General features: G+C 68.1%; 20 protein-coding genes. 9 read left to right on the top strand and 11 right to left on the bottom strand.

All coding sequences use genetic code 11. From position 1 onward, the window contains the following. Nucleotides 1-15 precede the first annotated feature (15 nt). Genes BM228_RS13770 through BM228_RS13760 form a run of 3 tightly spaced genes read right to left on the bottom strand, consistent with a single transcriptional unit; the run spans nucleotide 16 to nucleotide 2503 of the window. A complete protein-coding gene (locus BM228_RS13770) occupies nucleotides 16-750 on the bottom strand; it encodes an ABC transporter ATP-binding protein (RefSeq protein ID WP_092041264.1) in 735 nt (244 codons plus the stop codon). Then, nucleotides 731-1468, bottom strand: coding sequence for an ABC transporter permease (locus BM228_RS13765; protein WP_092041261.1), 738 nt, complete (start codon nucleotides 1466-1468; stop codon nucleotides 731-733). Before BM228_RS13765 ends, BM228_RS13770 begins: the two co-directional genes overlap by 20 nt. A gap of 51 nt (nucleotides 1469-1519) precedes the next feature. Continuing rightward, nucleotides 1520-2503, bottom strand: a complete 984-nt coding sequence (locus BM228_RS13760; RefSeq protein ID WP_092041258.1) for an ABC transporter substrate-binding protein — start codon at nucleotides 2501-2503, stop codon at nucleotides 1520-1522. A 197-nt stretch (nucleotides 2504-2700) separates the two neighbouring features. On the opposite strand from BM228_RS13760, the gene BM228_RS13755 reads away from it, so the two are divergent. Continuing rightward, nucleotides 2701-3078, top strand: a complete 378-nt coding sequence (locus BM228_RS13755) for a 4a-hydroxytetrahydrobiopterin dehydratase (protein WP_092041257.1) — start codon at nucleotides 2701-2703, stop codon at nucleotides 3076-3078. A gap of 20 nt (nucleotides 3079-3098) precedes the next feature. Here the strand turns inward: BM228_RS13755 and BM228_RS13750 are convergent, their stop codons facing one another. The 4 genes from BM228_RS13750 to BM228_RS13735 form a co-directional block, all read right to left on the bottom strand. Then, nucleotides 3099-3320, bottom strand: a complete 222-nt coding sequence (locus tag BM228_RS13750) for a hypothetical protein (protein ID WP_092041254.1) — start codon at nucleotides 3318-3320, stop codon at nucleotides 3099-3101. A 177-nt stretch (nucleotides 3321-3497) separates the two neighbouring features. Beyond that, complete coding sequence (locus tag BM228_RS13745; RefSeq protein ID WP_092041251.1) at nucleotides 3498-6563, bottom strand: efflux RND transporter permease subunit; 3066 nt, start codon at nucleotides 6561-6563, stop codon at nucleotides 3498-3500. Nucleotides 6564-6585: 22 nt separating this feature from the next. Continuing rightward, nucleotides 6586-7683, bottom strand: a complete 1098-nt coding sequence (locus BM228_RS13740) for an efflux RND transporter periplasmic adaptor subunit (RefSeq protein WP_092041248.1) — start codon at nucleotides 7681-7683, stop codon at nucleotides 6586-6588. Next, complete coding sequence (locus BM228_RS13735; protein WP_139234093.1) at nucleotides 7680-8771, bottom strand: efflux RND transporter periplasmic adaptor subunit; 1092 nt, start codon at nucleotides 8769-8771, stop codon at nucleotides 7680-7682. The genes BM228_RS13740 and BM228_RS13735 overlap by 4 nt, the downstream gene beginning before the upstream one ends. Nucleotides 8772-8876: 105 nt before the next feature. On the opposite strand from BM228_RS13735, the gene BM228_RS13730 reads away from it, so the two are divergent. Together BM228_RS13730 and BM228_RS13725 are read left to right on the top strand one after the other, a co-directional pair. Then, nucleotides 8877-9440: a TetR/AcrR family transcriptional regulator gene (locus BM228_RS13730; protein ID WP_092041245.1), complete on the top strand. Its 564-nt coding sequence runs from the start codon at nucleotides 8877-8879 to the stop codon at nucleotides 9438-9440. 362 nt (nucleotides 9441-9802) lie between these two features. Next, nucleotides 9803-10504 carry a hypothetical protein gene (locus tag BM228_RS13725; RefSeq protein ID WP_092041242.1) on the top strand — a complete coding sequence of 234 codons (702 nt, stop codon included), beginning with the start codon at nucleotides 9803-9805 and terminating at the stop codon, nucleotides 10502-10504. A 36-nt stretch (nucleotides 10505-10540) separates the two neighbouring features. On the opposite strand, the gene BM228_RS13720 is transcribed toward BM228_RS13725, so the two are convergent. Then, entirely contained in the window at nucleotides 10541-10825 is a 285-nt protein-coding gene (locus BM228_RS13720; RefSeq protein ID WP_092041239.1) for a hypothetical protein, read from the bottom strand. Between the two features lie 447 nt (nucleotides 10826-11272). On the opposite strand from BM228_RS13720, the gene frc reads away from it, so the two are divergent. Both frc and BM228_RS13710 read left to right on the top strand, forming a co-directional pair. Continuing rightward, nucleotides 11273-12550 carry a formyl-CoA transferase gene (frc, locus tag BM228_RS13715; RefSeq protein ID WP_092041237.1) on the top strand — a complete coding sequence of 426 codons (1278 nt, stop codon included), beginning with the start codon at nucleotides 11273-11275 and terminating at the stop codon, nucleotides 12548-12550. 118 nt (nucleotides 12551-12668) lie between these two features. Then, nucleotides 12669-13601 (top strand): methionyl-tRNA formyltransferase, encoded by a 933-nt coding sequence (locus BM228_RS13710; RefSeq protein WP_092041234.1) that lies wholly within the window; start codon nucleotides 12669-12671, stop codon nucleotides 13599-13601. 16 nt (nucleotides 13602-13617) lie between these two features. Here the strand turns inward: BM228_RS13710 and BM228_RS13705 are convergent, their stop codons facing one another. Together BM228_RS13705 and oxlT are read right to left on the bottom strand one after the other, a co-directional pair. Further along, nucleotides 13618-14274, bottom strand: a complete 657-nt coding sequence (locus BM228_RS13705) for a class II aldolase/adducin family protein (protein WP_092041232.1) — start codon at nucleotides 14272-14274, stop codon at nucleotides 13618-13620. A gap of 92 nt (nucleotides 14275-14366) precedes the next feature. After that, nucleotides 14367-15644 carry an oxalate/formate MFS antiporter gene (gene oxlT / locus BM228_RS13700; protein ID WP_092041229.1) on the bottom strand — a complete coding sequence of 426 codons (1278 nt, stop codon included), beginning with the start codon at nucleotides 15642-15644 and terminating at the stop codon, nucleotides 14367-14369. A 486-nt stretch (nucleotides 15645-16130) separates the two neighbouring features. Here oxlT and BM228_RS13695 point away from each other — a divergent pair, with 486 nt between their 5' ends. From BM228_RS13695 to BM228_RS13685, 4 genes are all read left to right on the top strand, one after another. Beyond that, the gene (locus tag BM228_RS13695; protein ID WP_092041226.1) at nucleotides 16131-16823 is read left to right on the top strand and encodes a GntR family transcriptional regulator; all 693 of its coding nucleotides are present in this window, start codon (nucleotides 16131-16133) and stop codon (nucleotides 16821-16823) included. An 850-nt stretch (nucleotides 16824-17673) separates the two neighbouring features. Continuing rightward, nucleotides 17674-17826 (top strand): hypothetical protein, encoded by a 153-nt coding sequence (locus BM228_RS34675; RefSeq protein WP_167367728.1) that lies wholly within the window; start codon nucleotides 17674-17676, stop codon nucleotides 17824-17826. A 114-nt stretch (nucleotides 17827-17940) separates the two neighbouring features. Further along, nucleotides 17941-19014 (top strand): HD-GYP domain-containing protein, encoded by a 1074-nt coding sequence (locus BM228_RS13690; RefSeq protein ID WP_092041223.1) that lies wholly within the window; start codon nucleotides 17941-17943, stop codon nucleotides 19012-19014. Between the two features lie 118 nt (nucleotides 19015-19132). After that, entirely contained in the window at nucleotides 19133-19627 is a 495-nt protein-coding gene (locus BM228_RS13685; RefSeq protein ID WP_092041220.1) for a CAP domain-containing protein, read from the top strand. Nucleotides 19628-19633: 6 nt separating this feature from the next. Here BM228_RS13685 and recJ read toward each other — a convergent pair whose 3' ends face one another. Next, nucleotides 19634-21457, bottom strand: a complete 1824-nt coding sequence (recJ, locus tag BM228_RS13680; RefSeq protein ID WP_092041217.1) for a single-stranded-DNA-specific exonuclease RecJ — start codon at nucleotides 21455-21457, stop codon at nucleotides 19634-19636. Between the last annotated feature and the right edge of the window lie 92 nt (nucleotides 21458-21549).

Raw genomic sequence — 21549 nt, 5'->3', positions numbered from 1 at the left:
GTCAGGATCGGCCGGCTATTCCGCAATGATTCCCGGATGTTGCGCGGCCAACGCGGCCCGGGTCGCTTCCGCCCAGGCGCGGTCGCGCTGTCCGCGCGGGCGGTCGAGGGGCACGTCCGCCATGAGGGTGGCGGGGCGCTTCGAGACCAACAGCAGCCGGTCGGCGATTCCGATCGCCTCGGCGACGTTGTGGGTCACCATCAGGACGCTCATGCCGGCGGAGTCGACCGTGTCGACCACCAGCCCGCGGAGCTCGGCGGCGGCGGCATCGTCCAGGGAGACGAACGGCTCGTCGAGCACCAGCACGCGCGGGTCGTCGGCCAGCGCGCGGGCGAGCGCCACCCGGCGCTGCATGCCGAGAGAGAGCGCCTTCGGGTAGCTGCTGCGCCAGGGCGTGAGGCCGAGCCGCGTGAACAGGGTGTCGAGGTCGCGTCCGCGCCGGGCCCGGGGCAGCCCCAGCCGGACATTGTGCTCGACGCTGCGCCAGGGCAGCAGCCGCGGCTCCTGGAACACCATGCCGGCCTGATCGGCTCCGGAGACGCGGCCCTCGAAATCGGGATCGAGGCCGAGCAGGATGCGTAGGGTCGTGGTTTTTCCGGCGCCCGACGGGCCGATCAGGCAGACGATCTCGCCCGCCTCGACGCCGAAGGCGAGGTTGCGCACCGCCTCCACCGGCTCGGCGCCCTTGGACCGATAGACCTTCGCGTCGATCGCGACCTGGAGGACGGGTTCAGCGCCAGCGGCGGACATGGGCTTCGAGCCGCTGCAGGAGGAGGACATCGATGCCGATCATCACGGTCATGAAGACCAGGCTGTAGCCGATGATCGCCGCCACGTCGGTGCTCTGGACGAAGTAGTAGTTGATCGCGAAGCCGACCCCGTCGGGGCGTCCGAGCAGCTCGACCACCAGCACGATCTTCCAGGCGAGCGACAGGCCGGAGCGCGCCGCCGTGACCACGTAGGGCTGGAGCTGCGGCACCAGCACGTCCAGAGCCCAGGTGCGCCGGTCGAACCGGTAGGTCCTGGCCATCTCGTCGAGGCCGGGATCGAGGTTGCGTGCGCCCTCGCGCACGATCACGGCGACGTTCGGCAGCTTGTTGAGCACCACGGCCAGGATCGCGGCGGTCTCGGTCAGCCCGACCCAGACATAGGCCAGCACGGTGATCACTAGGGCCGGGGTGTTGAGCAGGACGAGGAGCGGTGTGTCGAGGGTCAGGTCGGCGGCCTTCGAGCGCCCGAGGGCGACGCCCAGCAGGATCCCCAGCACCATCGCCACCGCGAAGGAGATCGCCACCCGCAGCAGCGTGATCCCAACATTGTGTATCAGGTCGCCGCGCTCGGCCTCCTGAATGATGAAGCGCAAAACCGCCATCGGAGCCGGGAGCAGGCGCGATCCGGCCTCCAGCGCGGCGAATTGCCAGGCGGCGACGAGCACGGCGAGGGACGCGATGCGGGTTAGCGCGCCCATGCGGTCCCGGCGATCCGAAGTCTCGACATTGGCGGCAGCCTGACCGGCCGCTCAACCATTGCGGCCGCTGTCGTAGTAGAGGTCCGGCGGCAGCCCGGCGCCCTTGCCGACGAGGCGGGGGCCGCCGAGGCGCGACATCACGGCGTAGAGCTTCTCGGCATCGGTCCGCTCTGCCGCCACCGGGCGGCGCGGGATGCCGGAGAGGAAGTCGCGCTTTAGGGCCTCGAAGGTCGCGTCGTTCTCCGCCGCCATCAGCGGGCGCACGACCTCCCAGGTGCTGGGATCGGCGGCCAGCATCTCCTTGGCGGCGCGGGACGCTCGCGCGAACCCGGCCACCGCCTCGGGCTTCTCCTTCACGGTGGTGTCCTGGAACAGGTAGCCGATCAGGGATACGTCACCGGCCACGCCCAGCGCGTGCATGATGTCCTCGGCGCCCACCAGCCGGCGGAAGCCCTTGGCCTCGAGCCGTGCGCAATAGGTCCAGTAGGTCAGCGCCGCGTCCAGCGCGCCCTGCTCCAGCTTCAGGGTGATCAAGGGTGGCGCGCCGTAGGCGATCTCGGCGGCATGCTCTAGGTCGATCCCGGCGGCGTCCTTGGCCTGCGCCCGCAGGAGCAGCCAGTTCTTGTCGAGCGGACCGCCGGCGACGCCGAAGCGCTTGCCGTCGAGATCCTTCAGGCTCTTGATCGGGCTGTCGGCCGGCACCATCACTGCGCCCTCCGAGGTCGAGTACGGGATGAAGCGCACCGCCTGGCCGTCATTGCCTAGGCGCGCCGCCCAGAGCAGGTCGCCGACGATCGTGTCGACCTGTCCGCCGATGAAGCTGATCCGCGCCGCATCGTTGCCGGCGAGCTTGACCGCGTCGAGCTGGAAGCCGTTGGCGGTATCGAGGCCGCGGGCCTTGATCACCGCCGCCTCCCAGGTCGAGGTCCCGAAAGGCAGGCTTCCGAGGCGGATCACCGGCACGTCCGCCCGCGCTGCCCGCAGGCCGAGACCGCCGAGCAGGCCGCCGGCGAGCATTGCGCGCCGTGACAGCATCACGCCTTCTCCCATCGTATTGTGCGGTCTTCAGACATCGCAGACTTGGGCGGGGACTTGTCCTGACGCCATTGGAAAAAGGTCATAGGGCTCGCGCGACACGCCGTCCACCGTGCCGGATGCCGCTGCGCGCTTGCGCGCCGCCGGCCACACGGGCACCCTCGCCCCGCGACACTGGGACAAATGGGACGAGGCGAATGAGCGAGCGGCGCGAGGGCGTTCTGGACGAGGCGGCGGTGGAGGCCCGGCTGAAGGCCGAGCTGCCGCAATGGCGGCTGGAGGAGGGCTGGATCCGCCGCACCTACAAGACGGCGGGCTGGAAGGGCACGCTCATGGTCATCAACACGGTGGGCCACCTCGCCGAGGCGGCCTGGCACCACCCCGACATCACCGCTTCCTATGCCTGGGTGGAGGTCCGGCTGATGAACCATGCGGCCAAGGGCATCACCGAGAAGGATTTCGCTCTGGCCAAGAAGATCGAGGAGGTCGTGTCCTGGCAGCCGGCATTGGAGGGACAGGGCCTCGACGGCACGCCGTCCGATCCGCGCTTCGCTTACATCAAGTACGACAAGTAGCGGCGCCCGGCTCCGCGCCGTCACTGCGGCTCCTTCACCCGGCGGCACTCGGTCTTGAGGTAGGCGGACTTGCCGATCTCGTCGCGCCGCTCGGTGCGGGCGATGATCTCCTGCCAGCCGGTGGCGCAGCCGAGCTCGTTGGCGACGCGGACCTTGCGCACCTCCAGCGCCTCGGCATCGGTGCAGGCCTCCTGGGCGAGACCGTTGGCGCAGACCAGGACGACGGCGATGAAGGCGTTCATGCGGGCGGAGTTCCTCGGCTCTGGTCCCGCTTACGCGCGGGGACAGCCGGGAGTTTCAGCCTGCGGCACGACATGACCCTGGGATGAATCACGGTCGGCCCGCCCCGAGGGGGCGGAGGGGCGGGCCGACCGCTCACCGCAGCGTGGGCCCACGCTGCGATCGGTGTGGCCGGTCGCTCAGGCGGGCTGCGCCGGAGGCCGGTCGTGGCTTTCCGGTCGAATCCGGTAGCAGCCGACATAGAGGGCGGGCATGAACAGCAGCGTGAGGAACGTCGCCGCCAGGATGCCGCCGATCATCGCGAAGGCCATGGGCCCCCAGAACACCTCCCGGGCGATCGGGATCAGGCCTAGGCTCGCCGCCGCCGCGGTCAGCAGGATCGGCCGCATTCGGTGATGCGTCGCCTCGTAAACGGCATCCCAAGGCGCCATGCCCTCGGCCCGGAACTCTTCGATCTGGCTCACCAGGATCACGGCGTTGCGGATGATGATGCCGATTAGGGCCAGGATGCCGAGGATCGCCACGAAGCCCATTGGCTTGTCGAACAGCAGCAGCGCCGGCACGACGCCGATCAGCCCGAGCGGCGCCACCGTGAAGACGTGCAGCATCCGGCCGACGCTGTGGAGCTGGACCATCAGCAGCAGCGCCATGGTGAGCAGCATCACCGGGACCACGGCGGCGATCGGGCCCTGGCCCTTGGCCGATTCCTCGACGGAACCGCCGGTCTCCAGGGTGTAGCCCTCGGGCAGCGCCTTCGCGAAGGCATCGATCCCGGGCTGAAGCGCGGTCACGATGGTGGCCGGCTGGGTCGTGTCGCGGATCGTGGCGCGCACCGTCACGGTCGCAAGCCGGTTGCGCCGCCAGACGATTGGCTGCTCAAGGTCGTAGCCGATCCGCGCGAAGGAGAGCAGCGGCACGACCGAGCCGTTGGCGAGTCCGACCTGGAGGGATTGCAGCGTGTCGAGTGACGAGCGCTCGGCGGCCCGCGCCCGCCCGACGACGTTCACGAGGTAGATCGAGTCGCGCACCTGCGTGATCGCCTGGCCGCCCTCGATGCCGTTGAGGATGCCGGCGATGTCCTGGCTGGTCACGCCGAGTTGGCGCGCCTTGTCCTGAAGGATCTCGACCCGCAGGACCTTGCCGGGCTCGTTCCAGTCGAAGGTGGGCACATCGAGGCGCCGATCCGTGGCGACCACGTTGGCGAGGTCCAGGGCGAGGCGGCGGACCGTCTCCATGTTCGCGCCGCTCAGCCGATACTGGACCGGCCGGCCCACCGGCGGCCCGAGGCTCAGCGGCTGGACCAGCACGTCCGTACCGACGAAATCGCGCTTTCCGATCGTCTGGAGGCGGGCCATGACTTGGTCGCGAATTTCGAGGGACTTCGTGACGACGACGATCTGACCGTAGAACGCGTTGGAGAGCTGCTGGTCGAGGGGGAGGTAGAAGCGCACCGCGCCCTGGCCGACATAGGACGACCAGCTCGTCACGTCCGGATCGTCCTTCAGCTTCGCCTCGAACCGGTCCATCTGCGCCTTGGTCTCGGCGATGGTGGCGTTCTGCGGCAGCGTCAGGTCGACCAGCACCTCGGAGCGATCGGAGGACGGGAAGAACTGCTGCTGGACGTGGCCCATGCCGACGATCGCCGCCGCCATCAGGGCGAGGCAAAGAGCGACTGTGGTCCAGCGCCAGGCCATCGCGACCTTGAGCATTCCGAGGAACATGCGGGTCAGGAAGCCGCGCTTCTCGGCGTGGTGCTTCACGGTCTTCGGCAGGAGCGTGACGCCGATCAGCGGCGCGAACAGGACGGCCACCACCCAGGAGACCAGCAGCGACGCGGCTAGGACGACGAACAGCGAATAGGTGTATTCGCCCGCCCCCGAGCCGTTGAAGCCGATCGGCAGGAAGCCCGCCACCGTCACCAGGGTGCCGGTCAGCATCGGGAAGGCCGTCGAGGTGTAGGCGAAGGTCGCGGCCTTGCGGAGCGTGTCGCCGCGTTCGAGCCGCGCGACCATCATCTCGACGGTGATCATGGCATCATCGACCAAGAGGCCGAGCGCGATGATCAGGGCGCCGAGCGAGATGCGCTGCAGCGTCACGTCCATCAACTGCATGATGACGAAGACGATCGCCAGCACGAGGGGAATCGAGACCGAAACCACCAGTCCGGCCCGGACGCCGAGGCTCACGAAGCTGACGGCGAGCACGATCACGACGGCCTCGACCAGCGCCTCGGTGAAGCCGCCGACCGCGTGCTCGACCTGCTTGGGCTGGTCCGAGATCAGATGGACGCCCACGCCCACCGGCAGCGTTCCCTCGATCCGCCGCATCTGCTCCTTCAGAGCTTCGCCGAAATGCAGCAGGTTGGCGCCCGGCCGCATGGCTATGGCGAGGCCGATGGCCGGCTCGCCGTTGACCCGGAACATCGGGGCGGGCGGATCCTCGTAGCCGCGACTGATATCGGCGATGTCGGCCAGCCGGAAGAAGCGGTCGTTGACCCGCAGGTTCACGTCCTGAAGCGAGGCTTCCGAGGTGAAGGAGCCGCTGACCCGCAGCGACACGCGCTCCGGCCCGGCCTGTACCACCCCGGAGGCCGAGACCGCGTTCTGGGCCTGAAGCGCCTTGATCAGCGCTTGGAAGTCGATCCCGTAACCGGCAAGCTTGCGGGTCGAGAAGTCGAGGAAGATCGTCTCGGCCTGGGTGCCGATCAGCTGGGTCTTGCCGATATCGGGCACCCGCAGGATCTCGGTGCGCACGCCCTCGACGTAGTCGCGCAGCTGCCGGTAGGTCAGGCCGTCGGCCGTGAAGGCGTAGATGTTGCCGTAGACGTCGCCGAACTCGTCGTTGAAGAACGGGCCCTGCACGCCCTCCGGGAACTGGCCCTTGATGTCGCCGAGGCGCTTGCGGACCTGATAAAAGGCCGGCTGCACGTCGGACTTCTTCAGCGTATCGCGGAACTGCACGAACACTGTCGAGGAGCCCGGCGTCGTATAGCTGCGGACGTAGTCCAGACCGTTGAGCTGCTGCAGCTCCTTCTCGACGCGGTCGGTGACCTGATCGATCGTGTCCTTGATCGTCGCGCCTGGCCAAGTTGTCTGCACGACCACGGTCTTGATCGTGAACGGCGGGTCCTCCTCGCGGCCGAGGCGGCTATAGGCCATCACGCCCGCGACAAGGGCGACCGCCATCAGGAACCAGACGAACGAGCGATGCCCGAGTGCCCAGTCGGAGAGATTGAAATCCTTCACGGGGAACCCTCGTCCGACCGGCTCAACGGGCGTCGTCGGTCAGGCGCACGGCCTGGCCTTCGCGCAGGGTGTGGACGCCCGCCACGACGATCCGCTCGCCCGGCGTGAGACCGTCGCGGATGGCGACGCGCCCGCCCTCGTCTCCCTCCGGGGGGGAGGCCGGCGTCACGTCGCGGCGCGTCACCGACTTGCCGTCCGCGGCGACGATCCAGACCGAGCGGCGCTCGCCGTCTTGAAGCAGCGCGGAATCCGGCAGGAGGAAGCGGCGCGGAACCGTGCGCATGAGCGACACGTCGATGGTCGCACCGAGCCGGAAGGCGGGGCCGGGATCCTCCAGGGTGATGCGGATGCGCCGGGAACGCGTCCCGGCCTCGGCGAGCGGCGCGATCTCGCGGACGCGGCCCTTGGCCGTCAGCTCCGGCGCACTTTGGAGCGAGACCGAGAACACGCCATCCGCCGGCAGGGCGCCGACATACTGCTCCGGAATATCGACCACCGCCTCGCGGATCTCCGGCCGGGCGACGGTGACGACGCCCTGGCCGGCGCTGAGCACCTGCCCGACCTCGGCGAGGCGCTGGGTGACGACGCCGTCGAACTCGGCTTTGAGCTCGGTGTAGCCCATCTGGTCCCGGGCCTTCTGGAGGCTCGCCACGGCCTGATCGACCCGCGCCCGGGCGGTGTCACGCTTGGCCACCGCCTGGTCGAGGGTCGCTTGCGAGACGTTGTTGCCCGCAATCAGGCGCCGGGCGCGAATTTCAGCGGCCTCCGCGTTCTCGGCCTGCGCCCGCGCGTCGGCGAGATCGGCCTCGGCCCGGGTCAGGTCGAAGCGCGTGACCACGGTGTCGAGGGCGGCCAGACGCTGCCCCTTCTTGACGATGTCGCCGACGGTCACGTCGCGCGCCACCATCCGGCCAGGAATCTGGAAGCCGAGCTGCGACTGGTAGCGGGGCTCGATCGTGCCGGCGAAGGGGCCGAACGCGATGCTGTCGCTCGGCACGGCGACCTGCGTCAGCACCGGACGTACCGGCGCGGCCGCCTCCTTGGGCGTGTCGCCATGGCTATCGCAACCACCGAGAATGAGGGCGAGTGCGGGGACCGCCAGAACCGCGCGCACACTCATGGGTTGCCTCCGACGAGGGCAGCGGCAACCTCCTGCCCCGGCCGCAGAAATTGGATTCCCGCGATGACGACGCGCTCGCCCGGCTCGACGCCGCTCTTCAAGGCGATGACATCCGGCCCGTACCGGTCGATCTCGACCGCGCGGACCGAGACGGTCCGGCGGCCGGCATCGTAGATCCAGACCGCCGGATGGCCGTCGTAGCGATAGAGTGCCGACCAGGGCAGGATCACCGCATCATGCGGCGCGAAGCGCCCGTGGCCGATGACGACGGCGCCCAATCCCATGGCCGGCGGCGTCTGTTCCAGGCCGATCTTGACCCGGACCGTGCCGCTCGACGCATCCACCGTCGGCGAGACCTCGCGCACGGTGCCGCGTGCCGAGATCGCCGGGTTCGTCTGCAGCGTCACCGTGATGGTCTTGTCGCCCGGCGGTCGCGCGGTCAGCGATTCGTAGACATTGAACACCGCGTCCCGCGGCCCGTCCTGGGCGAGGACCAAGACGGTCTGGCCGGACTGGACCACTTGGCCGACCTCGACGCTGCGGCTCGTGACGATTCCCGACACGCCGGCGCGCAACTCCGTGTAGGAGAACTGCTCCTGCGCGGTCCCGAGCGCAGCGTTGGCCGAATCGACCGCGGCCTGCGCGGTCCGCAGCTCCTGCTCGGCATTGTCGTAGCTCGGCCGCGTGGTGTAGCCGCCTGCCAGGAGCTGCTTCTGTCGCTCATAGGCCATCTTGGCCTGGGTCAGCCGCGCCTCCGCCGAGGCCAGGGCGGCCTTGGCGTTGTCGAGATTGGCCCGCTGGGTCAGCGGCTCCAGCACGGCGAGGACCTGATCGGCCTCGACGTGATCGCCGACCTCGACCCGGCGCTCGGCGACCTTACCGTTCGTCCGGAACGAAACATTGACCTGCGCCTGGGCCTGGATATCGCCGGTCAGGACGACCTCGGAAGCGACCGGGGTGCGCTGCGCCTCGACCACACGGACGCGGGCCAGGGCCAAGTCCGGCGCTGTCGTCGGTTCGGCGCCCTCAGCCGCCGTCGCGAGGGCGATCGTCGCCAGCACTACGGCTGTGTATCGATGAGCGGTCATGCGGATCTTGCGGTCGACCATCGCGGCGGAATGGGAGCCCACGGCGTGACGCGTTCCTACTTGATCGCTTACATACCGTCCAGTCGGTTTCTAAAATGGTGACCCATGCGCGTGAAACGGCAGCGGCTGGCGGAACGGCCGGAGATCATCCTGGAGGCGGCCGACGCGGTTTTGCGCAAGGGCGGCGCACGTGCGTTGACCATTGACGCCGTTGCGGCCGAGGCGGGCCTGAGCAAGGGCGGCGTGCTCCATCACTACGCGTCGAAGGACGCGCTGATCCTGGCCCTTGTCGCCCGCAAGCTCGCCGAGCTGCGTGACGGCATCGCCGATTGCGAAAGCGAACTCGCGCCCGGCCCGGCGCAGCTGCCACGGGCCATGGTCGCCCATGCCCGTTCGCATTATTGCGACGATGACGAGTCGTCGCGCGCCCTGCTGCTCGCTTCGATCGAGTATCCCGAGGCGCTGAACGATTACCGGTCCTTCGTGGCGGACCAGCTCGACCGGCTCGCCGGGATGAACGGCGCCTGCCCGGGCGAGGGTTCGGTGCTGTTCTTCGCGATCCTGGGCGTAATCATGGGCCGGACCCTCGGATTCCACCGTCTCGACGCGGACGAATTGGAGCCGATGTTCGGGGCGCTGGAGCGGATCGCCCGGAAATCTGAGGGGTGAACCTGCCGCGGACGCCGCCGCCCCACTGCGCCGGCTGTATCCACCGTGGGGTTCCGCAAAAATTTATCCGCAGTGACAAGCTTGAACCGCAGTCTTCCGCGATGGTGGATCCCCCGTGAAAGACGTAGGCGGGCGGTGGCACCGGGCATCCCCGTAAAAATCGCGGCGGTCTCTTTACCGGATCGCCGGAACGACCGTGCGACGAAAGAGTCTCAATCGTGTCGCGTCGTCGGGTGGTCGGGTGATTGCATGCGGACGATGATTTTACCGGGCGACAACACCGGATCGTCATGCGCTGATGAGTCCTCCGGCTGCACAAGCGCGTTGACAGCCGTCCCGTTACTCGCCGCCAGCGTAGCGTCATGAACGATCACGCCGCGACTCCGTCCTCAGACGACCTGCGCCACGCCCTGGCGCGCGCGCTCTACGATCACGATGGAAACGGGAACGCCAACCATCCGGCCTGGGATGGCGACACGCTGGATACCCACCATCCGGGGCTGCGCGAGCGCTATCTTCGGCGCGCCGACGCCCTGACCGCCGGCCCCCTCGCCGCTCTGCTCTCGGATCTGAACGACCGGACCGCGCGCGACGAGGAACTGCGCGTGCTGCGGCGGCAGCGCATGGCCCCGGAGCGCGAACGCGAGCTTTTGGAGGCCAATAACCGCGTCCTCGCGCGCGCCCACGCGGCGGAGGCCGCGCAGCAAGACGCCGAGGCGGCGGTGTCGGTGGCGCAGCGGGAGCGCGACGTCGCCCGGGAAGCGGAAGCGTTCTGGCAGCGTTTCGCCTTCGATGCCGACGAGTTGGCGACGCGCCGGCTGATCGAGCAGACGGATGCCCGGGCCGAGGCCGAACGCACCGCGATCCGTGAGCGCTGCCGGCGGGAGCGGGCGGAGAGCGCGCTCCGGTTGTTCGCCGACCGGGCCGAGGTGATGCCGAAAGAAGGCTGGGCATCGGAATTGACCAAGGCCAATCGCGACATCCCGCTCTGGTGGTTCCACGCCGCCCGGGTCGCGCTGGAATCGCACGAGCCCCAGGTCGGTCCCGAGCCGGAAACGCCTTGATCCGGCTGCGGGCGCGCGTTCAGGCCGGATAGACCGTCAGGCCGCAGCCGGCCGCGCCAGATCCGACGGCGGCTCGCGGAACAGGGCGGTGCAGCCGGAGCCGCGATGCATGCTGAGGATCGACGCCCGGTCGATCTCCGGATGCGCCTTCAGCACCTTCTGCACGCAGCACAGGACGCGATCGTACTGCGCGGCGTCGTAATTCGGTTCCAGCGGGCTCACAGCGATGTAGGTCTCGACGACGAGCACGCGCTCCGCACGATCGCGGTCGACATCGACCGCGATCCAGGACGACTTGATCAAGCTAGTGCTGGCGAGCATGGGCGTTCCTCGTTCAGCGTTGTTACGCAATTGACCGCTTCGCGGCCGATCGATTTTGGCGGAATGATGGACCGCCTTGAGACGTATGCCAAGGGGGCTAGGCCCGGTTCTCCCTCTGCACTTGCGCGTCCGCTTTGAGTCTTAAAACTCTTAGGTCTAAGCTCAGGTGTTGAGCACAACCTTCGCGCGTGTTTCTTTCTACTCGCCTCGTGCGGATGGCATGTGGTATACAAACAGGAAGGCCCGCCAGACCGGGCCAGCGTGACGGAACCGCGATTCGACGGGGCCGCGCATCGGGAGGGAGTGTCGGCATGGTCCGTCCGAGAACACTGGGCGCGTGTTTCCAGAGTCGCTGCGCAGCCTCCGCGATACCGCTTCACGCGTGAGACCGACTTCAAAAGACCGTCCGCCGCATCCCGAAACTAGACCCGAGATCCGAGACCGAACATGAGCAAGGCCCTCGAAGGCGTCCGCATCCTGGACTTCACCCACGTTCAATCCGGCCCGACCTGTACCCAGCTTCTGGCCTGGTTCGGAGCCGACGTGATCAAGGTCGAGCGGCCGGGGGTCGGCGATGCCACTCGTCAGCAGCTGCAGGATCTGCCGGATGTGGACAGCCTGTATTTCACGATGCTGAACCACAACAAGCGCTCGCTCACGCTCGATTCGAAGAACCCGAAGGGCAAAGAAGTGCTCTGGCGCCTGATCGAGGAATGCGATGTCCTCGTCGAGAACTTCGCCCCCGGCGCGCTGGCCCGGATGGGCCTGACCTGGGAGAAGATCCACGCGAAGAACCCGCGCATGATCCTCGCCTCAGTGAAGGGTTTTGGGCCGGGCCGCTACGAGGAGTGCAAGGTCTACGAGAACGTCGCGCAATGCGCCGGCGGCTCGGCCTCGACCACCGGGTTCCGCGACGGCATCCCGATGGTGACCGGCGCCCAGATCGGTGATTCCGGCACCGGCCTGCACCTCGCGCTCGGCATCGTCACGGCGCTCTACCACCGCACCCAGAGCGGGCTCGGCCAGAAGGTCGACTGCGCCATGCAGGACGGCGTGCTCAACCTGTGCCGGGTGAAGCTGCGCGACCAGCAGCGCCTGGAGCACGGCCCGCTGAAGGAATACAGCCAGTTCGGCGAGGGCATCCCGTTCGGCGACGCCACCCCGCGGGCCGGCAACGATTCCGGCGGCGGCCAGCCGGGCCGGATCCTGCGCTGCAAGGGCTGGGAGCAGGATCCGAACGCCTACATCTACGTGATCACGCAGGCCGCGGTCTGGGACCCGATCTGTGACATCATCGGCGAGCCGGGCTGGAAGACCGACCCGAACTACGCCTCCCCGAAGGCGCGCCTGCCGCATCTCAACGAGATCTTCACGCGCATCGAAGCCTGGACGATGAAGATGTCCAAGTTCGAGGCCATGGACATCCTCAACGGGCACGACATCCCGTGCGGCCCGATCCTGTCCATGAAGGAGATCGCCGCGGACGAGGCCCTGCGAGCAACCGGCACCATCGTAGAGGTCGATCACCCGACCCGCGGCCGCTACCTCTCGGTCGGCAACCCGATCAAGCTGTCGGCGAGCCCCACCGAGGTGGTGCGCTCGCCCCTGCTCGGCGAGCACAACGACGAGATCCTGCGCGACGTGCTGAAATACTCGGCCGAAGAGGTCGAGGCGATCGCCGGGTCCGGCGCCATCGGCGGCGTGCAGAAGATCGCCGCCGAGTGAGTTCGGCCGGCGATCCCGGGCCATCCGTCCGGGATCGCCGCCAAGCGGCACGCCACCACCGTCTTATCCGAACAGAAACCGGCCCTGTTTCGGGGCCGGACGACGCCAGGGATATCCCATGCGCATCGCCGTCATCGGTCAGCAGGATTTCGGCAAGGCCGTCCTGGACGCGTTCCTGAAGCGCGGGGATACTGTCGCCGGCGTGTTCTGCGCGCCGGAGAAGGCCGGGGCCAAGCCTGACGTCCTGAAGACCGCGGCGCTGGAGAAGGGCCTGCCGGTCTTCCAGTTTCCGAGCCTGAAGAGCCCGGAGGCCGAGGCGGCGATACGCGGCCTCGACGCCGATATCGGCATCATGGCCTACGTGCTGCAATTCGCGCCGCAGAGCTTCGTCACCATCCCGAAGCACGGCACGATTCAGTATCATCCGAGCCTGCTGCCGCGGTATCGCGGCCCGTCCTCGATCAACTGGCCGATCGCCAAGGGCGACCTGCAGACTGGGCTCACGATCTTCCGCCCTACCGACGGCCTCGATGAGGGGCCGGTGATCCTGCAGAAGACCTGCGAGATCGGTGGCGACGCGACGCTGGGCGACATCTACTTCAACAACCTCTTCCCGATGGGCGTCGACGCGATGCTGGAAGCGGCCGACCTTGTGGTCGCCGGCGAGCATATCGAGGTCGATCAGGACGAGGACGCGGCGAGCTACGAGGGCTGGTTCCGCGCCGCCGAGGCCGAGATCCGCTGGTCCGGCCATGCCGACCAGATCTACAACCTGATTCGCGCCGCCAACCCGGCTCCCGGGGCCTGGACGACCCTCGACGGCAAAAAGCTCCAGATCTTCGATGCGCGCCTGCACCCGGTCCGCCGCCTCGGCGAGGTGAAGGGCAAGCCCGGTGAGGTGATCGCCGTGGACGAGGATGGATTCAGCGTCTGTGCGCAGGGCGGGCGGATCGAGATCCGCAAGGTGAAGCCGGAGGACGGCAAGAAGATTTCTGCCGCCGAGTTCGCGGCCTCCGGCGGCATCGCGCTCGGGCAGGTTTTGGGCCGCTGAGCCGAGGCCCCTCGCGTCAGCCTTTGTCGACCGCGTTCAGCCCGTAGCCGCGGAAGCGCTCGACGGTGCTGTTGATCTCGTGGTCGGACAGGATGTTCGGGGCGCCGACCTGAAGCGCCACGGCGTATTGCCAGCATAGCGTCTCCAGCTCGACCGCCAGCCACAGGGCCTTCTCGATCGTCGCGCCGGCGGCGATCATGCCGTGGTTGGCGAGCAGGCAGACGTTCCGGTCCTTGAGCGCCGCCAGGGCCAGCTCCGAGAGCTCCGCCGTGCCGTAGGGCGCGTAGGGCGCGCAGCGTACGTTCGGTCCGCCGAAAGCCGCGATCATGTAATGCACCGCCGGGATTTCCCGCCCGCAGAGGGCGAAGGCGGTGCAGTGGATCGGGTGGGCGTGGACGACGGCGCCGATCTCCGGCCGCGCCGCCAGGATGTCCCGATGGAAACGCCACTCCGATGACGGCTTGAGCCCCGCCGGGTGCGTCCCGTCGAAGGCCAGCGGCACGATGTCGTCCGGGCCCATGCGCGCGGTGGGCAGCCCCGAGGGCGTGATCAGGATGCGATCGCGGAACCGCACCGAGACGTTGCCAGAGGTGCCGCGGTTCAACCCTTGCGCGTCGAGGTCCCGCGCCGCCGTCACCACGCTCTCGCGTGCGATCCGCTCGTCCCTATCCATGCCCGATCCTCGGATGACCCCGGTACCGGGTACGCGCGAAGGCCCGGCGCCGTAAAGCCGGCGCCGGGCCTCCTGTCGTTTGGTCGGCTGCCTTACTGGGCCAGCACCGGTGCGAGGTTCGCCTGCGGCGCCTTGGTGTAGGCCGCCCGCATCGGCTTGAGCACGAACAGGGCCAGGAACGCCGCCAGGATGTTGAGCCCGGCCGCCACCAGGAACACCGTGTGCCAGCTGCCGGTCATGGTCGTGAGCACGCTGGTATAGGGCACGATCAGCGCCGCCGTGCCCTTGGCCGTGTAGAGCAGGCCAGCATTGGTCGCGGCGTATTTGGAGCCGAACGTGTCGCCACAGGTCGCCGGGAACAGCGAGTAGATCTCACCCCAGGCGAAGAACACGAGACCGGTGAGCAGCACGAAGGCGATCGGGTTCTCGCCGAACTGGCTCAGCGCGTAGATGCCCAGGCCTTCGATCGCGAAGGAGATGAACATCGTGTTCTCGCGGCCGATATGGTCCGAGACCCAGCCGAAGAACGGCCGCGTCACGCCGTTGAGCACCCGGTCCAGGGTCGCCGCGAAGGTGAGTGCTGGCAGCGTGATCCCGAGCAGCGAGACCGGCACGTCGGCGATCTTGAAGTCCTTGGCAATCGGGCCGAGCTGCGCAGTCGCCATCAGGCCGCCGGCGGCCATCATGACGAACATCGCGTACATCACCCAGAAGATCGGGGTGCGCACCATCTCGCCCGGCTTGAAGTCGCGCTTGGACTGGCTGACCCGGGCGACATCCGGGACTTGGCCCTTGGCCGGCGCCCGCAGGAACAGGGCGATCAGCATCACGATCAGGCCCTGGCCGATGCCGAAGTAGAAGAACGCGGCTTCGTAGCCCTGCGACTTGATCATCGCCTGGATCGGCACGACGGTCAGCGCCGAGCCGGCACCGAAGCCCATCGCGGTGATGCCGGCGGCGAGACCGCGGCGGTCCGGGAACCACTTGAGGGAGTTGCCCACACAGGTGCCGTAGACCGCGCCCGCACCGGTGCCCCCAATCGCGGCCGCCACGTACAGCATCGTGAGGGTTTCCGCATAGGAGTTCATGACCCAGGCGATGCCGCAGAGCAGGCCGCCGAACAGGGTGACGATCCGCGGGCCGTACTTATCGACGAAATAGCCCTCGATCGGCACCAGCCAGGTTTCGGTGACGACGAACAGCGTGAAGGCGATCTGGATCGCCGCGCGATCCCAGCCGTGACGCTCCTGCATGGGGTTCACGAAGAACGTCCAGCCGTACTGCATGTTGGCGATCATGCACATACAGACGACGCCGAATGCCAGCTGGAGCCATCGGCCCCGCCCGACCGGTTTGCGGATCTCGGACATACGCTTCCCTCCAGATTGGATTTATTATTTTCTCTCGTTCGCCGGCTGTGTTTATGGCCCGGCTGAGCCGCCCGTGGCAGTACAAACCGTGGGGCGTGCTTTGAAAAATTCTTGTCTGCCGGACAAATGAAGTCTCGGCGGCGCCGCCTTCCACCGCCGAAAGCTCTCACCCGCGCCGTTCTGGTCTACGGTATGCCAGAAGAATGGTGCTGAGATCGGGCGGATCTGTCAATCGATCCTGCATAAAAATACATGAATTGGTCGCGGGATTACCGAAGCGTCTCAGACGTGGATGCCCAATTCGGCATTACCGTTCCAGTTTGTGCCGCCGTCCGACGTTCCGCTGGGTCGCCCTGTCCACGACCGGTCTGTGGAGTCGGCTCGCAATCGGCTAGGATCTGCCAAAGGTTTGGGCTAGTTCGTTTAAAGAGCGCACGTCGCAGAACACGTGCGAGAAATTATGGGCATGGGCCGACTGGACGAGGCATGTCGAACTCTGAACCGTTGAGCGTTAAACCGATCGTCGCCAGTTCCAGTCTACGGACCCTGGCTTATGAAGCGCTCAAGACTGCTATCACCAACATGGACATCTACGGGCGGCCCGATGAGGTGCGGCTCGACGAGCGAAAACTGTCGCAGGATCTCGGCGTCAGCCGTACGCCGGTGCGCGAGGCGCTGACCGTCCTGGAGCAGGAAGGGTTCGTTCGGTCCGAAGCGCGGCGCGGCGTCTTCGTCATCAAGAAGAACAAGCGCGAGATCGTCGGCATGATCCACGCCTGGACTGCCCTGGAGAGCATGGCGGCCCGGCTCGCCTGCACCCGCGCTACCGACGCACAGCTTCGGTCCCTGCGCGAATCATTTCCGGAATTCTATGAGGGCCAGCCGGCCGAGCATATCGACGAGTATTCGGACGCCAATATCCGCTTCCACCAGCGGATCATCGCGCTTGGCCATTGCGAGCCGATCGCCGAGCTGACCAGCAACCTGCTGATGCATGTGCGCGGCATCCGCAGCACGGCGCTCCGCCAGGGCGATCGGGCCGAGCGCTCGATCCGCGAGCACGTCGCGATCATCGCAGCCCTGGAAGCCCGGGACGCCGAGACGGCAGAGCGGCTGGTGCGGGAACACGGCCTCGGCCTAGCCCAGCACGTGGACACTTACGGCGATTATCTCGACTGAGCGCCCGTTTGACGGGTCTTTTCCCTTCTCAACCTCACGCTGACAGGCTGTAAGTCTTTCGATCGAGATGCGGGCTTGCATAGCCGTGATGAAGCGTGGGTCCCCTCTCCCGCACGGGCTAGCTGTTTCACAGATCGCGTTCGGCCCTTTTCCACCGTGGCCTGCGCTCGCCTCAGGCGTTGGTGCGGGGATCCCCTCGCCCCGCTTGCGGGGAGAGGGCTCCGGCGACCTTGTCGTCGCCGGAGTGAGGCGGCAGCCGAGGGTGTGGGGGCGGCTCAGGACGCGCGCCCCGTTCTGAGCCCCCCATCACCGCCGCTTCGGCTGCGCCTCCGCTTCCCCCAAGCGGGGCGAGGGGAACCCGCGCTTCGTCCGCAGATCTGTGAACATCGTAGCCCGTGCGGGAGAATGGGCCTGTCGCGCTCCATCCTCGAAGGATTGAAACCTTACAGACTCTCAGGGTCGTCGACCGAACGATGAAGCGTGCTTGATCGGCTTGAGCTGATCGCGGGTAGCCTACCGCATGCCATGGGCTGCACCTCCCGTCTTGGCAGCCTTCCGCAGAACCACTTGCCGACAGCGACCGCGTGCATGCCGGCTCAAGGCGAAAAACGGGAGGCGATCCGATTGCAGTGCAATATAGGGCTGCAACTCGAGCGGGGCTCTGATCTCATCGCCATCGCTTCAGTTGACGCCCCGTCCGCATCTCAGGTTGGTTCTTACCAATTCAACACATCGGCATGCATGCCAAGCATGAATGGCATTCGGCATCTGGCATACCAGTTTGCGGCGCGGCATGGCACTTCTTGCGTCGCAACATAAAGCGCCCAGCCGAGCGGCACCGGAGAGACCCATGATCGCCAGCTTCCTCGTCGTGTTCGTCGCCCTCGCGGCCTGCCAGGCCCTGCTGGCCGTCAAGCTCGCCGATTTTCTGAGCCCGGCTTCCGATGCCGGCAAGACCGCCGCCCAGCCGGTCCGCCAGGACGGCGCCGTCAGCCTCGCCTGAACACTGCTTTTCCCGCATCTATACGCGGGCAGACTGCGTAGGGTTAACACTTTGCTCAATGGTTTCCGCTAGCGTCAACGGATCGTTGACCATGCGGGCGAGGGAGCAACCGCGTTGGCCCTCGGCATATCTTCGCGGACCGCTGACGGCCCGTTCGTCCTGCTGATCTCGGATCGCCCGTCCGAACGCGCCGCCCTGGAACGCGCCATCGCCTTGGTGATGGACTGCCGAGCGGTCTCTGCCGGGAGGCCGGTCCCGCCGGGGCGTCCGCATCTGATCATCTTGGATCTGCCGCCGGCACAGGCCGCGGCGCTGGAGCCGGCCCTGACCCATCGCGGGCGGCCGGTGCCGCGCCTCGTCCTGGTCCGCGGGGAACCCGCCAAGCCCTCCCCTCATATACGCCAGCTGCCCGCGGCGGCGCCGCGCCAGTTGGTGCTGGCGAACGTTTTCGCGATGATCGAGGCGGTGACGCGCTCGGTGGAGACGCGCCGGCAGAAACTTGTCGGGCGCGTAACGGACGCCACCGCGATCGTCTCGGAGCTGTTCGACAGCGCGGCGCTGGGCGCGGGGCTGCAGCGCGCCGATGTCGAGCGGGGGACCGAGCTGGTGCTCGCCGCCATCTCGGAAGCCGGCATCACGGACTGGCTGGCCGAGGTCTGGCGCCACGATATCGGCGTCTACCAGCACACGCTGGGCGTGGCCGGCCATGCCGCGAGCTTCGGCGCGCAGATCGGGCTGAGCCGGATCGACCTCGCACGGCTGGTGCGCTCCGCCCTCCTCCACGATATCGGCAAATCGCGCATCCCGAGCGAGATCCTGAACAAGCCCGGCCGTCTCGATCCGGAAGAGCTGCGCCTGATGCAGCGCCATCCGGTGATCGGCGCCGAGCTGCTGCGGGCACAGGGCAGCTTCGAGGACGAGGTCATCGACGTCGTCCTGCACCACCACGAGCGCCTCGACGGCACCGGCTATCCGGACCGGCTCCGGGGGCGAGCGATCTCCGATCTGGTCCGGATCGTGGCGATCTGCGACGTGTTCTCGGCCCTGACCGAGCGCCGCGCCTACCGGAAGCCCGCGAGCCCCGCCGAAGCCCTGGCGATCATGGTCGACGGGTCCGGCCATCTCGACCCCGATCTGCTGCGCGTATTCGCGCCGGTCATGCTCGGAGGCGACGCGCTCGCCGCGTGATCGCCGTGGCCTCGGCGCCACAATTCGCCGGTTGCGGTTTGAGGCTCACGGCCAGCGCCGCGCTTTCGCCGCAACCGAACCCGAGGGAGGCGCATCCGTTCGTGAATCGCTGGCCCTCGTGTCGAAATTTTCCCTCGCCGTCGCTGCCGCCCTGTCGCTGTCGCTTGCCGGTTGCGGCGGCCTGTCCTTCACCCCCGAACCGAGCGTCGAGAACGCGACCCATACCGCGATCCTCGACGAGGTCGCCGCCGCGGCCGCGATCTCGGCCTACCGGGTCCAGCATGGGCTCAGCCCGGTCATCGTCGACACCGGTCTGGTGAAGGCCGCCGCGTTCCAGGCCGGTAACAACGCCCGGCACGGCCAGCTGAGCCACGATGTCGGCGGCAGCTTCACCTCGCGCATGGCCTCGGCCGGGCTGGCGCGGTCCTACGCCGCCGAGAATCTCAGCGCCGGGTCCGAGACTTTCGAGCAAGTGCTCGCCCGCTGGAAGGCCAGCCCCGAGCACAACAAGAACATGCTGCTCCCGCAGATCCGGCGGATCGGCATCGCCCGGGTCGATGCGCCGGACACCCGCTACAAGCGGTTCTGGGCGCTGGTGATGGCCGGCGGCTGAGCGTCTTTAGGTTTCAGCTAAAGCCAGATCGATAATCCGGAGCTGCGCCCGCTCGGCCCCGCGCCACCGATCGCAGGAGAGCGTGCCGGCGACATGCATCTCCTGGCCGATGCCCTTCAGCAGGGCCTGCCCGAGGGGACGCTCGGCGGCGCGAAAACAGATCGCACCGACCGCCTGCCCGTCGCGGCTGCGCAGCCGCGCGCGGACATGGCCTGAGCCGACGATAGCGGCATCGACCAGTCTATGGCGGCCGAGGGCGAAGACCGGCTCCGGGGCACCCTGCCCGAACGGCCCGGCTCGCTGAAGCAGCCGCACGGTTTCGGCGGTGGCGCCGCCGGCACTGAGGCCACCGTCGATCAGCAGGGCGTCGGCCGCCCGCGAGACCGCGACGCTGGCCCCGAGCAAGGCCGAGAGATGCATTTCAAAGCGCGGAATGTCGTCGGCCCGCAGGGTGACACCGGCCGCCATGGCGTGGCCGCCGCCCTTTCTGGCGAGCCCGGCCTCGACGCAGGCGCGGACCGCGAGGCCGAGATCGGCGCCGGGAATCGAGCGCCCGGAACCGGTGGCGCTGCCGTCGGGCCGAATCGCGAAGGCGAAGGCAGGCCGGTTGAACCGCTCCTTCAGGCGCGCCGCGATCAGCCCGACGATGCCGGGATGCCACGCGGCGTTGCCACTCACCAGCACGGCGCGCGCCGGGTCGAGGGTCAGGGCCCGGTCCATCTCGGCTTCGGCCTCGGACACCGCATGCGCCTCGATTGCCTGCCGCTCGCGGTTGAGCCGGTCGAGATCGGCGGCGATGCGGGCGGCCTCGGCCGGGTCGGCCGTGGTCAGCAGGCGCGCGCCGAGGGCCGAATCGCCGATCCTTCCGCCGGCATTGATCCGCGGCCCGAGCACGAAGCCGAGATGCCACGATTCGGGGGGCTCACTGAGCGAGGCGGCGTCGAGCAGCGCCGCGAGACCGGTCCGGCCCCGGTGACGCATCACCGTCAGCCCCTGCGTGACGAAAGCGCGGTTCAGGCCGACCAGCGGCACCACATCGGCCACCGTCGCCAGGGCGACGAGGTCGAGGGCGTCGGTCAGGGCCGGCTCCGGGCGATTAGGTCCGAAGAAACCGTCCCGGCGCAGGGCACGGTTGAGGGCGGCGAGCGTCAGAAACACGACCCCAGCGGCGCAGAGGTGGCCAAGGCCGGAGAGATCATCGAGGCGATTCGGGTTCACCACCGCCCGGGCCGGGGGCAGCAGCTCCGCGGCGGCGTGGTGATCGAGCACGATCACGTCGAGGCCCAGCTTCTCGGCCTCCTCCAGTGGCCCGTGCCCGCTGGTGCCGCAATCGACGCAGACCAGCAGGGTCGCGCCCTCGGCGGCCAACGCGGTGATCGCCGCGACGTTGGGGCCGTAGCCCTCGGTGATGCGATCCGGAATGTGGATCGGCGCCCGCAGGCCGAGCTGGCGCAGGTAGCCGGCGAGCATGGCGGCGCTCGCTGCGCCATCCACGTCGTAGTCGCCGAACACGGCCACGACCTCGCCGCGGCGGATGGCCCGCACGAGCCGGCGCACGGCCAGATCCATGTCGAGCAGGATGTCCGGGTCCGGCATCAGGTCGCGCAGACGCGGCGTCAGGTGACGAGCGGCCTCGTCCGGCGCCACTTGGCGGCCCGCGAGGACACGCGCCAGCAATTCGGGCAGGCCGTGGGCTTGGACCATCTTGGCGATGTGGTTCTGCACCGCCAGGCCGGCGCAACGCTCCTGCCAGCGCCGCCCGGTCACGGAGGCGGCGACGCCCAGGAACGGCGGCGGATCGGCGATCAGCGAGGCGATGGCGGCGGACACGGGCGGCACTCTACACCGGGTCGGGCCGGGAATCGCGGGCGCCACGGCAACAGCGGTCTCGCTCGAAGTCGATCCGGCAAAACGAAAGGGCG

The sequence above is a fragment of the Methylobacterium pseudosasicola genome (assembly GCF_900114535.1).
Classification (GTDB): Bacteria; Pseudomonadota; Alphaproteobacteria; order Rhizobiales; family Beijerinckiaceae; genus Methylobacterium; species Methylobacterium pseudosasicola.
Note: the sequence above shows the minus strand (reverse complement) of the source record. Positions and strands in the feature narration are given on the sequence as shown.